The sequence below is a fragment of the Mesorhizobium sp. B2-8-1 genome, assembly GCF_006440955.1.
Classification (GTDB): domain Bacteria; phylum Pseudomonadota; class Alphaproteobacteria; order Rhizobiales; family Rhizobiaceae; genus Mesorhizobium.
In genome coordinates, this window is the sequence record NZ_VFTX01000003.1 from 381,103 (window position 1) to 393,510 (window position 12,408).

Consider the following 12,408-nt stretch of genomic DNA (forward strand, 5'->3'; position numbering starts at 1 on the left):
GACGGCCAATCTCCCCCCTTGAGGGGGAGATGTCCGGCAGGACAGAGGGGGGCGCGTCGCGAAGACATCTCAGATAGTCCTCGCCTACTTCAGCAACCCCTTCTCCTTGTAGTACCGCTCAGCGCCCGGATGCAGCGGCACCGGCATGCCGTCGAGCGCCTTTGCAGGATCGATCGCCTTGGCGGCGGCGTGGGCGGCGGCTAGTTGGTCGAGATGCTCGAACAGCAGCTTGGTCATCTGGTAGGCCGTCTCGTCGGAGACATCGGCGCGGGTGATGAGGAAATTGCCGACGGCCGCGGTCGCGACGTCCTCGGCCTGGCCCTCATAGGTGCCCTTGGGGATAACCACCGACAGATAGGGGGCGCCGATCTTGGCGACATCCTCGGCCGGCACGGCGACGACGTTGATCGGCACCGAGGTGGCGAGATCGCGGATCGAGGCGACCCCGAGGCCGGCCGACTGCAGCGTGGCATCGAGCTGGCGGTTCTTGATCAGCTCGACCGATTCGGCGAAGGGCAGGTATTCGACCCGGCCGAGATCCTCGTATTTCAGCCCGGCGGCGGCAAAGATGGCACGCGCATTGAGCTCGGTACCGGAGGCCGGCGCGCCGACCGACAGGCTCTTGCCCTTGAGGTCGGCCAGCGTCTTGATGCCGGATTCCTGGCTGGCGACGATCTGGATGTAGTTGGGATAGATGGCGGCGATGCCGCGCAATTTGTCGAGCTTGCCGGGGAAGCCGGCCTCGGCATTGCCTTCGGCGGCCATCTTGACGGAATCGCCGAGCGCGAAGGCGATCTCGCCCTTGCCCTGCTGCAGCAGATTGAGGTTCTCGACCGAAGCCTTGGTGGCCTGCACCTGGGTGCGGGCGCCTGCGATGCCCTTGCTGTAGATTTCCGACAGCGCCACGCCGAGCGGGTAGTAGACGCCCGACGTGCCGCCGGTCAGCACGTTGATGAATTCCTGTGCCCTGGCCGAGGCAATGCCAAGCCCAAGCGATAGCGCCATTGCGCCGGCTGCAACGAACTTCGTTCTGAAATGGAACATCCGGTTTCCTCCCTGAAAATATTGGCTGCCGCACCACCTCCTCGATGCGAACCGGCCAAGTTTAGACGGCGGGCCGCAAATGCCAACCCGCAATTGCATTCATTAGACGAACGGTTGAATGGATGCGGAAACAGCTCCCGGCTTGCGCGGGACGCGACCGTGGTCGAAAGATTTTTTCCGGCACCTGTCGAAATCGGCCCTTGTCGCGCGACATATGTCCGGCTCGCAAGGACGCGGCCTATGAAACCACGGGAGAAGACCCATGCGATACATGCTTTTGATCAACAACGACGAAGCCGCACTGGCGAACACGCCGATCGAGAAGGCCCAACAGATGAGCGCGGCCTATGGCGCCTATACCGAAGCGTTGAAGAAATCCGGCGCGTGGCTGGCCGGAGAAAGGCTGCGCCCGACTCAGGCAACCACCTCGGTGCGGATCACCGACGGCAAGACCAACGTGATCGACGGCCCCTATGCCGACACCAAGGAGCAGCTTGCCGGCTTCTACATGATCGAAGCGGCCGACATCGATACCGCCATCGAATGGGCGGCGCGCTGCCCGGCGGCCAGCACAGGCACGGTCGAGTTGCGGCCGATTTGGGAAATGGCCGAATACATGCCCAAGAAATGACGATGTGATGGACAGCAGCTCGCAGATTGCCCGGGCAGCCGCCGAGGCCGCCGCCCGGCAAAGCTACGGCAAGCTGGTCGCCTGGCTCGCGGCGCCCACGCGCGACGTGGCCGCCGCCGAGGACGCGCTGGCCGACGCCTTTGCCGCGGCGCTCGAACGCTGGCCACGAACCGGCGTGCCCGAAAAGCCGGAGGCCTGGCTGCTTGCCGTGGCAAGGCGGCGGCGTGTCGACGCGGTGCGGCGGCGGCTCACCAGCGAAGCCGGCCGCGACCATCTCAAGCTGATTGCCGAGGAGGCGGAGGCGTGCATGACCGACCAGGACCTGCCCGACGAGCGGCTGCGGCTGATGTTCGCCTGCGCGCATCCGGCGATCGAACCTGGCGTGCGCGCGCCATTGATCCTGCAGGCCGTGCTTGGCTTCGACGCCGCAACGATCGCCTCCGCCTTCCTGGTCCCGCCGGCGACAATGGGCCAGCGCCTGGTGCGGGCCAAGGCCCGCATTCGTGAAGCCGGCATTCCGTTCCGCGTACCGGAGCGAGCCGAACTCGGCGAGCGCCTGGATACCGTGCTGGAGGCCATATACGCGACCTTCGCCGAGGGCTGGTCCGACCCGGCGGGCACAGAGACGCGGCGCCGGAACCTGGCCACAGAAGGGATCTGGCTCGGCAGGCTGGTGGCCTCGCTGCTGCCGGACGAACCGGAGGCGCTGGGCCTGCTTGCGCTGATGCTGTTCGCCGAGGCGCGCCGTACCGCGCGCCGCGATGGGTCCGGAGATTATGTGCCGCTCGCCGAGCAGGATCATGCGCTGTGGGATCATGCCCTGATCGACGAGGCGGAAGTCCTGCTCGGCCGCGCCGCCTCCATGGGCGCGATCGGCCGCTACCAGCTCGAGGCGGCCGTGCAGTCCGTCCACGCGGCGCGGCGGCTGAGCGGCGAGACCGACTGGGTGGCGATCCGCGAATTCTACGACGCGTTGCTTTCGATCGCACGATCGCCCGTGGTGGCGATCAACCGCGCGGTGGCGATCGCCGAAGCCGAGGGCGCCGTGGCGGGGCTGGCGGCGTTGTACGTGCTTGGCGACGACAAGCGGCTCAATGATTACCAGCCCTATTGGGCCGCCCGCGCCGGCCTTCTGGCCAGGCTCGGCCAGGTGCCGCAGGCGGTCGAGGCCTATGACCGCGCGATCGGCCTCGAAAGCGATCCGGCGGTACGCCGCTTCCTGCAGGTAAAACGCGCGACGCTCAGGCATTGAAATGCCCGACGGCGGTGCTTTGCCGGCGACCCGTTCAGCCCGGCCACATTTCGTGCGAGGCGTTGAGCGTCTTCATCAGCGGGTGCTCGCGAAGCCTGGCCCACAGGCGTTCGATGTCGGGCCAGGCAGTGCGTGCCTTGCCGCTGTCGGGATGCCAGGCCACCAGCATGGCCAGATAGATATCGGCCACCGACATCGCCTCGCCTGCCAGCCAGTCGCGGCCGCGCAAGGCGGCATCGACGACGGCAAAGCCGCGGTCCATCTCGGCCACGGCCGCCTGCTTGACGGCCTTGGCGCCGTCGGCGTCGGCCGTGTAGCGTGGCGCGTAGTAGAAACGCAGCACCGCCGGATAGAGGGCGGACGACATGAACGCCATCCAGCGCAGGAAGTCGGCGCGGGCCGGTTCATCGGCCGCCGGCGCCAGTCCGGCCCGCGGATGGCGTTCGGCGAGCAGGATGCAGATGGCCGCCGATTCGGTCAGCGAGCGGCCGTCCGGCAAGGTCAGCACCGGCACCTGGTTCAGCGGGCTGATGTGGAGGAAAGCGGGATCGGGCCGATCGGATTTCGGTACGTCGATCTGCTCGAACGGCGCATTGGCCAACACCAGGGCCGCCTCGACAACGAAGCCGCCGCTGCCGGGACGGGTGTAGAGCTTGTACATGAGGTCCTCCGCCGGCCCTGCTAGGGCCGGGGGCGATATGAACCGGAAGCAGGGCGCTGCTCAAGCCCGTGGCATCCGCCACGGCGGGTTTTTTCAGCGGGCCAGGCTAAGCACCTTTGTGTTAGGCGCTCGGCAGGGGGCGTGTCGAAACTTGACAGGCGACGCGTCGTATCGCTTCGCCCAACGAAGACCCTAAGCGCCCAGCCCTTCGAACAGGATCGTCGACAAATAGCGCTCGGCGAAGGACGGGATGATCACCACCAGGTTCTTGCCCTTGTTCTCCGGCCGCGAGCCGACGACGATCGCCGCCTGCAAAGCGGCGCCCGAGGAGATGCCGACCGGCACGCCTTCCAGCCGGGCGACGAGGCGGGCATTGGCGACCGAATCCTCGTTCGAGACCGTGACGATTTCGTCATAGATGGTGGTGTCGAGGATTTTTGGCGCGAAGCCGGCGCCGATGCCCTGGATCTTGTGCGGGCCAGGCTGGCCGCCCGACAGCACCGGCGAGGTTTCCGGTTCGACCGCGACGACATGCAGCGAAGGCTTGCGCTTCTTCAGCACCTGGCCGACGCCGGTGATGGTGCCGCCGGTGCCGATGCCGGAGACGATGATGTCGACCTCGCCATGGGTGTCGTTCCAGATCTCCTCGGCAGTCGTCGTGCGATGGATCTCGGGATTGGCCGGGTTCTCGAACTGCTGCGGGATGATGGCGTTGGGGATGGTGGCCGCCAGTTCGTCGGCCTTGGCGATGGCGCCCTTCATGCCTTTCGGCCCTTCGGTCAGCACCAGTTCGGCGCCGAGCAGCGCCAGCATCTTGCGGCGCTCGACCGACATGGTCTCGGGCATGGTGAGGATCAGCTTGTAGCCCTTGGCGGCGGCGGCGAAGGCAAGCGCTATGCCGGTATTGCCCGAAGTCGGCTCGATCAGCGTCGTCTTGCCGGGAGCGATCTTGCCCGATGCCTCGAGCGCCTCGATCATCGCCACGCCGATACGGTCCTTGACCGAGGCGATCGGGTTGAAGAATTCAAGCTTGGCGATGAGATGGGCAACGATGCCCTTCTCCTTGGCGAATTTGTCGAGCCGCACCAGTGGCGTGTCGCCGATCGTATCGGTGATGGAATTGTAGATGCGGCCACGGCCGGGAACACGAGCGGAGGCGGCGGACTTGTTCATTGGTTTGGCTCCCAGAATGTCAGGCGGATGGAACTGATCTCAGACGGATGGCCGCCAAGATAGGCCTTCCACGGACGCAAGATAGACCGTCGCCCGAAAATATCCGAGTGGGGCCCGTGTCTAAAACGCCTCGGCCTCGGAAAAGCGTTCCCGCAAAAGCCAGTCCGGCGGAATGCCTTGGCAAAAATGGCCCTATTGGCGGGCGGCGATCGCCGCCGCCGCGCCGACCATGAAACCGGCCGCGGTGCGGTTCAGCGCCTTCAGGGCGCGCGGCGAGCGCAGGAACCAGCGCGCCTTGGCCGCCAGCGCCAGATAAGGCACCAGCACCACGAACAGGACGAGGACGGTGAGTGCGGCGAGGATGCCGTAATCGGCCAGCGTGATGGTCTTGAGGTCGACGATGGTCGGCGTGATGGCGAGATAGAAGATCATCGTCTTCGGATTGCCGAGCGTCACCGTCAGGCCGGCGAGGAAGCTCGACGCTAGCCCGCCCTTGCCTTTCCTGGCCTCGACCGTCTCGGGCGTGATGCCGGCGGTCCAGAAGCGCCAGCCGAGGAAGGCGAGATAGGCGACGCCGGCCCATTTGACGGCGAGGAACACCAGGCCGAAGGTCTGCGCGACAAAGGCAAGCCCAAGCACCACGGCGGTGAGATAAAGGAGGTCGCCGAGCATCAGGCCGAAGGACATGGCCAGCGACGAGCGGAAGCCGGAACCGAGCGCGCGCGCCACAAGCGCGGTGATGCCGGGGCCGGGAATGGCCGCGGCCAAGCCGAGGGCGGCGCTGTAGGCGAGAAAGCCGGTGAGGGTCATGGATCGAGCCTTGCGTCCGCGAAACTGCTGGGACGGCGCCTTGTCGCACAGAGTTTCGCGGGCGGGAATTGCCTGGAGCCGGATTTGGTTGCACCAGGCATGCCCCGTGCTCGAGGCCTCCCAGCGGATCAGGACCGGCCGTCGCCGTAGGTCACGCGCCAGATGGTGCCGTTGCCGTCCTCGGTGACGATCAGCGCGCCGTCGCTCGCCACCGCCACGCCGACCGGCCGGCCCCAGACCTCGCCGCCGGAGGTGACGAAGCCGGTCATGAAATCCTCATATTCGCCGGTCGGCTTGCCGTCCTTGAACTTGAGCCGCACCACCTTGTAGCCAGTCCTGTTGCCGCGATTCCACGAACCGTGCAGGGCGACGAAGGCGTCGCCCCTGTATTCGGCCGGAAAACCGGATCCTGCGCGGACATTCCTGCCGTCGTAGAAGGCGATGTTGAGCGGCGCCGAATGCGCCTGCATCAGAATGTCGGGGACGGTGACCTTGCCGGCAAGGTCGGGACGCGCGCCCTTGTGGCGCGGATCCTCATTGTCGCCGATATAGTACCAGGGCCAGCCGTAGAAGGCGCCTTCCTTCACTTCGGTCGCATATTCGAACGGCACGTTGTCGCCGAGCGCGTCGCGCTCGTTGACCACGCACCACAGCGCGCCCGCCGCCGGCTGGATGGCCATGCCCGAACAGTTGCGCAGGCCGGTGGCGACGATGCGCCCATTCCTACCGTCCGGGTCGAAAGCCCTGACGTCGGCGCGGCCTTCCTCCGCGCCCCAGGTGGCGCCGAGCGGCTTCGACCTGGCCCAGGCGTCGAGCCCGCCCCGCGGTTTTTTTGCCATGTCCTGGGCGGCGTTCGAACCGGAGCCGACCGAGAGATACAGCGTCTTGCCGTCCGGCGAGAACGCGACGTCGCGGGTCCAGTGATGAGTGGCCGGAATATCGCGGACGACGGTTTCCGGCTCGCCGGAGGCCTTCAGGTCGCCATCGCGGTAGGGAAAGCGCACGATGCTGTCGCTGTTGGCGACATAGATCCACTGCGGGCTGTCCCCTGGCGGATAGAAGGCGATGCCGTAGGGCCGGTTGAGATTGCGGGCGAAGATGCCGTCCCTGACAGGTTTCGCGCTGCCCTCGCCGAGACGGTAGACGCGGATCTGGTTGGCCTCGCTGTCGGCGACGAACAGGTCGCCATTGGGCGCGACACGCACGACGCGCGGATTATCGATGCCCGACGCGATCAGTTCCGCCGAAAAACCCGCCGGCAGCCGCGGCTCGGCGCCTCGAGGCCTTTGCACCGGACCGGCGCTGTTCGAAGCGGATCTGGTGACATAGGGCCGGGGCTGGTCTTGCGGCCTGATCAGCCGGCGCACGCCCGGCTCGTCGGCACGCCAGTCACCGAATGCGGCCGCGCCCTTCAGCACCGGCTCTGCCTGCTGGGCCAATGCCGTCGCGGCGAAGAGCAAGGCAGCAGGGAGCGCCACCGCGCCGGCAAGTCGGATCATCCCAGTCTCCAGCTTCTCGCTTCTTCATGCATGTCGTTGTCCCAAGACCGAGGTCACATGCACCAAGGGAACGGGCGGGCTCGGCAGTCGTTCCGGACGACACGGGGAGTTGAAGGAATTCGGGTCAGGTATCCGCGTCGAGATCGGCGTCGAGGTTCTTTTCCAGTTCGACGAGGTCGGCCGGCAGCGGCATGCCCATGGCGCGGATTTCGCGCAGCTTCTCGCGCAATTGCTCCTGCACTTCGCGCACATCCTCAGGCTGGTTGACCATCTCCTCCAGCAGCAGGCTGATCTGGGCCTTGAACGATTCCAGCGCCATCTTTTCTCTCCTCGGCCGGCTGGATCGATCCCAGCTCTCAGCGCAGCATGCGCGATATCAGCTGCGCCGTATAGTCGACCATCGGGACAATGCGGGCATAGTTGAGCCGGGTCGGGCCGATGACTCCGAGCGCGCCGACGACGCGGGCGTCCTTGTCGCGGTAAGGCGCCACGACCAGCGACGAGCCGGAGAGCGAGAAAAGCTTGTTTTCCGAGCCGATGAAGATGCGCACGCCCGGTCCCGCCTCGGCGAGGTCGAGCAGCTGGATCAGCCCGTCCTGCGTCTCCATGTCCTCGAACAGGTGGCGCAGGAGTTCGATGTCGGCCTGGGCGGTGACGTTTTCGAGCAGATTGGCGCGGCCGCGCACGATCAGGCGCGCCGGCAGGCCGCTTTCCGCGCCGGCCCACACCGCCAGCCCTTTCTCCACCAGGTCCTGCGACAGCGTGTCGAGCGCTGCCCTTGTCTCTTCCTTGATACGCTCGACCTCCGCCCGCGCCTCGGCCAGCGTACGGCCGCGAATATGGGCGTTGAGGAAATTCGAGGCCTCGTGCAATTGCGAGACGGTGATGCCGGCCGGCAGATCGATGACCCGGTTCTCGACGTCGCCGTTCTGCGACACCATCACGGTCAGCGCCTTGGTCGGTTCGAGCTGGATGAACTCGATGTGCTTAAGGGCCACCTCGTTCTTGGCGGCCAGCACCAGGCCGGCGCCGCGCGACATGCCCGACAGCATCTGGCTGGCCTCGGTCAGCATGTGTTCCAGGGTAGCGCCCGAGCCGGAGGCTCGCACCTGCGCCTCGATGCTGCGCCGCTCCTCGTCGGAGAGGTCGCCCAGTTCCATAAAGGCGTCGACGAAGAAGCGCAGGCCGGCCTGCGTCGGCAGACGGCCGGCCGAGATGTGCGGCGCGTAGATCAGGCCGAGATGTTCGAGGTCGCTCATCACGTTGCGGATGGTGGCGGGCGACAGCGAGGACGGCAGGATGCGCGACAGGCTGCGCGATCCCACGGGCTCGCCGTCCCTCAGATAGGAATCGACGATGCGCCGGAAGATGTCGCGCGAACGCATGTCGAGCGCCTGAAGTGCGGGCGCCTGAAGTGCCGGCGTGTGAAGAGCGAGCGACTGCGAAGCGGGATCGACTGCCTTGGTCATTGCGGCCATAACCTCCGGTTCAAGGTTATAGACTTCGCGGCGCTGCGCGCAACCCGGTGTCGTGTTGCGCGATCACCCCGGTGTCGCCGCGTTTGCGGCCGCCGGTCCATTTTCCTTTACGCCGTGCCCCGCATGCGTCTAAAAGCCGGCCAAGATTCAAAAAAGCTGACAAGAAAGCAGGCCGAATGCGCCCCTCCAAACGCCAGTTCGACGAAATGCGCGCCATCTCCTTCGAGCGCGGCATCTCCAAACATGCCGAAGGCTCGTGCCTGGTGAAGTTCGGCGACACGCATGTCTTGTGCACGGCAAGCCTGGAAGAAAAGGTGCCGGGCTGGATGCGCAATTCCGGGAAAGGCTGGGTGACGGCCGAATATGGCATGCTGCCGCGCTCGACAGGCGAGCGCATGCGCCGCGAGGCCTCCGCCGGCAAGCAGGGCGGGCGCACGCTGGAGATCCAGCGGCTGATCGGCCGCTCGCTGCGCGCGGTGGTCGACCTGCAGGCGCTGGGCGAGCAGCAGATCACCGTCGACTGCGACGTCATCCAGGCCGATGGCGGCACCCGCACCGCCTCCATCACGGGCGGCTGGGTGGCGCTCTACGATTGCTTGCGCTGGATGGAGGCCCGGCAGATGGTGAGCGTCGCCAAGGTGCTGAAAGACCATGTCGCGGCGATTTCCTGCGGCATCCATGACGGCCAGCCGGTCATCGACCTCGACTATATCGAGGATTCATCGGCCGGCACCGACGCCAATTTCGTCATGACCGGCAAGGGCGGCATCGTCGAGATCCAAGGCACGGCCGAGGGCGAGCCCTTTTCGGAAGGGCAGTTCGCCGAGCTGATGGGCCTGGCCAAGAAAGGCATCCAGAGGCTGGTGAGTTTGCAGCAGATGGCGGTGGTTTAGGCTTTCAATGTCGAGCCCAGGCGCCCCCCTCTGGCCTGCCGGCCATCTCCCCCGCAAGGGGGGAGATCGGTTGTCACCTCTGCCTTCGCCAATCTCCGGCATTGCAGGACGAGCGCTTTCGGCAACGCCGCCAATCTCCCCCCTTGCGGGGGAGATGGCCGGCAGGCCAGAGGGGGGTGCCTCGTGATCCCCTCTGCAATTCTTGAATCCGCTCTTTACGTCACCGACCTCGCCGCTGCCGAAGCCTTCTACACCGACATCCTCGGCCTCACTCCTCTCGGCAAGGTCGAGGGCCGCCATCTGTTCTTCCGTTGCGGAGCCGGCGTGCTGCTGGTCTTCAACGCCGAGGCGACCAGGATCCCGCCTGCGCCCGACGCGAGGCTGAAAGTGCCGCCACACGGCACATCGGGCGAAGGCCATCTCTGCTTTGCGGCGACCGCCGATGAAATCAGCCGCTGGAAATCCCATCTGAAGGCGAAGAACATCGCTGTCGAAAGCGAATTCGAATGGCCGCAAGGCGGCCGCTCGCTTTATATCCGCGATCCCTCCGGCAATTCGATCGAATTCGCCGAGCCGAGAATCTGGGGACTTTGATGCATTCTCTCGACGGAAAAAAGATCGTCGTCGCCAGCCACAATGAAGGCAAGCTGCGCGAATTCGCCGATCTGATGGCGCCATTCGGATTCGAGGCGAAATCGGCGAAGGACTATGGCTTGCCCGAACCCGAGGAGACCGGCACAACCTTCGAGGAGAACGCCTATATCAAGGCCTTCGCCGCGGCCAAGGCGACGGGCCTGCCGGCGCTGTCGGACGATTCGGGCCTGTGCGTCGACGCGCTTGACGGCGCGCCCGGCGTCTACACCGCCAACTGGGCCGAAACGCCTGATGGCAGCAGGGATTTCGGCATCGCCATGCAGCGCACCGAAGTGGCGCTGCAGGAAGTCGGCGCCGCCTCGGCCGAGCAGCGCAAGGGTCGCTTCGTCGCCGTCATCTGCCTCGCCTTTCCCGACGGCGAGGCCGAATATTACCGCGGCGAGGCCGAAGGCACGCTGGTCTGGCCGCCGCGCGGCGAGCTCGGATTCGGCTACGACCCGGTGTTCCTGCCCGACGGCTTCGAAAAGACCTTCGGCGAGATGACCGCCGAGGAAAAACACGGCTGGAAACCCGGCCAGGCCACGGCGCTGTCGCACCGCGCCCGCGCCTTCCAGAAATTCGCCCAAGCCCGATTGGGTCTGGCCCGGTTAGGCTCGGCATGATCAGGCCCGGCGCCACCATGCCGCTCGACCGCAGCCCCGGTTTCGGCGTCTATGTGCATTGGCCGTTCTGCGCGGCCAAATGCCCCTATTGCGACTTCAACAGCCATGTCCGCCACCAGCCGGTCGACCAGGAGCGCTTTGCCGCCGCCTTCGAGGCGGAACTGGCGACGATGCGCCAGCGCACCGGCCCACGCGAGGTGACCAGCATCTTTCTCGGCGGCGGCACGCCGTCGTTGATGAAGCCGGAAACGGTGGCCAGGGTCCTGGACGCCGTGGCGAAGAACTGGACGGTGCCCGACGGCATCGAGGTGACGCTGGAGGCCAATCCCTCCTCGGTCGAAGCCGAACGCTTTCGCGGCTATCGCGCTGCGGGCGTCAACCGGGTCTCGCTCGGCGTGCAGGCGCTGAACGACAAGGATTTGCGCTTCCTTGGCCGGCTGCACAATGTGGACGAGGCGCTGCACGCGATCGGGCTCGCGCGGGAGATATTCCCAAGGCTCTCCTTCGACCTGATCTACGCACGGCCAGGCCAGACGCCGGAGGCCTGGGCATCGGAGCTCGAACAGGCGATCGGCCACGCCGCCGACCATCTGTCGCTCTATCAGCTGACCATCGAGGAAGGCACGCCGTTCCACGCGCTGCACGCGGCGAAGAAATTCATCATCCCCGACAACGACCACGCCGCCGACCTCTATGCGCTGACGCAAGAGGTGACATCGGCCCATGGTTTGCCGGCATATGAGATCTCAAACCACGCCCGGCCGGGTGCCGAAAGCCGGCACAATCTGACCTACTGGCGCTATGGCGAATATGTCGGCGTCGGCCCCGGCGCGCATGGCCGCTTCGTCGAGAACGGCCACCGCGTCGTGACCATCGCGGAGAGGATGCCGGAAACCTGGGCCAATCTGGTCGAGGCCAAGGGCCATGGCGTCACCGGAGGCGAGACCCTGACGCGCTCCGAAGAGGCTGACGAGTTCCTGCTGATGGGACTGAGGCTGGCGGAAGGCATCGACCTGTCGCGCTACGAAGCGTTTTCCGGGCGCGGCCTGTCGAGCGCACGGCTGTCGGTGCTGCAAGGCGAAGGGCTGGTGGCGCCGATCGGCAACGCCCGCCTGCGCGCCACGCCCGCCGGCATGATCGTGCTCGACGCCGTGGTGGCCGATCTGGCACGGTAGGCTGGGATGCTGCTCCCAATCTCGAAGCCAAGATTACGCTTCTGGAGGCGGCTGTTTCGCGGTATCTGAGTTGAGACCCGACCGGTGAGGCTATCCGAATGAACCTGCCGCTCTCCTGGCAATTCTGGGCGCTGTTGTCGGCGACTTTCGCGGCGCTGACGGCGATCTTCGCCAAGGTCGGCATCGAGACCATCAATTCCGATTTCGCCACCCTCATCCGGACAGCCATCATCCTGGTCGTGCTTGCGGCGATCCTCGCCGCCAGCGGCCAATTCCAATCGTGGGCCTCGATCTCCGGGAAGACCTGGCTTTTCCTTAGCCTGTCGGGACTGGCGACCGGAGCCTCGTGGCTCTGCTATTTCCGCGCGCTGAAAATCGGCAATGCGGCGCAGGTGGCGCCCATCGACAAGCTAAGCGTCGTGCTTGTGGCGGTGTTTGGCGCGGTCTTTCTCGGCGAGCGGCTCACCGGTGCGAACTGGCTTGGCGTCGCCCTTATCGCGGCGGGCGCGGTGCTGGTCGCTTATCGAGGGTAGTGC

At 66.0% G+C, this 12,408-nt stretch carries 14 protein-coding genes; 7 read left to right on the plus strand and 7 right to left on the minus strand.

What is annotated here, in order from left to right; genetic code table 11:
* Nucleotides 1-84 precede the first annotated feature (84 nt).
* Complete coding sequence (locus FJ428_RS10220) at nt 85-1,044, minus strand: TAXI family TRAP transporter solute-binding subunit (protein WP_140879377.1); 960 nt, start codon at nt 1,042-1,044, stop codon at nt 85-87.
* Between the two features lie 262 nt (nt 1,045-1,306).
* On the opposite strand from FJ428_RS10220, the gene FJ428_RS10225 reads away from it, so the two are divergent.
* Together FJ428_RS10225 and FJ428_RS10230 are read left to right on the plus strand one after the other, a co-directional pair.
* The gene (locus FJ428_RS10225) at nt 1,307-1,675 is read left to right on the plus strand and encodes a YciI family protein (RefSeq protein ID WP_140491798.1); all 369 of its coding nucleotides are present in this window, start codon (nt 1,307-1,309) and stop codon (nt 1,673-1,675) included.
* Between the two features lie 7 nt (nt 1,676-1,682).
* Entirely contained in the window at nt 1,683-2,927 is a 1,245-nt protein-coding gene (locus FJ428_RS10230; RefSeq protein ID WP_140554717.1) for an RNA polymerase sigma factor, read from the plus strand.
* 34 nt (nt 2,928-2,961) lie between these two features.
* Here the strand turns inward: FJ428_RS10230 and FJ428_RS10235 are convergent, their stop codons facing one another.
* From FJ428_RS10235 to hrcA, 6 genes are all read right to left on the minus strand, one after another.
* Entirely contained in the window at nt 2,962-3,588 is a 627-nt protein-coding gene (locus FJ428_RS10235) for a glutathione S-transferase family protein (RefSeq protein ID WP_140554718.1), read from the minus strand.
* A 192-nt stretch (nt 3,589-3,780) separates the two neighbouring features.
* On the minus strand, nt 3,781-4,761 hold the full coding sequence (gene cysK / locus FJ428_RS10240; RefSeq protein WP_140879378.1) for a cysteine synthase A: 981 nt from the start codon (nt 4,759-4,761) through the stop codon (nt 3,781-3,783).
* Nucleotides 4,762-4,953: 192 nt separating this feature from the next.
* Nucleotides 4,954-5,571 carry a LysE family translocator gene (locus tag FJ428_RS10245; RefSeq protein ID WP_140514131.1) on the minus strand — a complete coding sequence of 206 codons (618 nt, stop codon included), beginning with the start codon at nt 5,569-5,571 and terminating at the stop codon, nt 4,954-4,956.
* Nucleotides 5,572-5,699: 128 nt separating this feature from the next.
* A complete protein-coding gene (locus FJ428_RS10250; RefSeq protein WP_140879379.1) occupies nt 5,700-7,070 on the minus strand; it encodes a sorbosone dehydrogenase family protein in 1,371 nt (456 codons plus the stop codon).
* Nucleotides 7,071-7,194: 124 nt separating this feature from the next.
* A complete protein-coding gene (locus FJ428_RS10255; RefSeq protein ID WP_140524420.1) occupies nt 7,195-7,389 on the minus strand; it encodes a hypothetical protein in 195 nt (64 codons plus the stop codon).
* A 37-nt stretch (nt 7,390-7,426) separates the two neighbouring features.
* The gene (gene hrcA, locus FJ428_RS10260) at nt 7,427-8,539 is read right to left on the minus strand and encodes a heat-inducible transcriptional repressor HrcA (RefSeq protein ID WP_140524421.1); all 1,113 of its coding nucleotides are present in this window, start codon (nt 8,537-8,539) and stop codon (nt 7,427-7,429) included.
* Between the two features lie 185 nt (nt 8,540-8,724).
* Between hrcA and rph the strand changes: the two genes are divergently transcribed.
* From rph to FJ428_RS10290, 5 genes are all read left to right on the plus strand, one after another.
* A complete protein-coding gene (gene rph / locus FJ428_RS10265) occupies nt 8,725-9,441 on the plus strand; it encodes a ribonuclease PH (protein WP_140524423.1) in 717 nt (238 codons plus the stop codon).
* Between the two features lie 183 nt (nt 9,442-9,624).
* Complete coding sequence (locus FJ428_RS10275; protein ID WP_140554721.1) at nt 9,625-10,035, plus strand: VOC family protein; 411 nt, start codon at nt 9,625-9,627, stop codon at nt 10,033-10,035.
* The gene (gene rdgB, locus FJ428_RS10280) at nt 10,035-10,697 is read left to right on the plus strand and encodes an RdgB/HAM1 family non-canonical purine NTP pyrophosphatase (RefSeq protein WP_140554722.1); all 663 of its coding nucleotides are present in this window, start codon (nt 10,035-10,037) and stop codon (nt 10,695-10,697) included. Before FJ428_RS10275 ends, rdgB begins: the two co-directional genes overlap by 1 nt.
* Nucleotides 10,694-11,872 carry a radical SAM family heme chaperone HemW gene (gene hemW, locus FJ428_RS10285; RefSeq protein WP_140491825.1) on the plus strand — a complete coding sequence of 393 codons (1,179 nt, stop codon included), beginning with the start codon at nt 10,694-10,696 and terminating at the stop codon, nt 11,870-11,872. Before rdgB ends, hemW begins: the two co-directional genes overlap by 4 nt.
* Nucleotides 11,873-11,970: 98 nt before the next feature.
* A complete protein-coding gene (locus tag FJ428_RS10290) occupies nt 11,971-12,405 on the plus strand; it encodes an EamA family transporter (RefSeq protein ID WP_140491827.1) in 435 nt (144 codons plus the stop codon).
* Nucleotides 12,406-12,408: the final 3 nt, after the last annotated feature.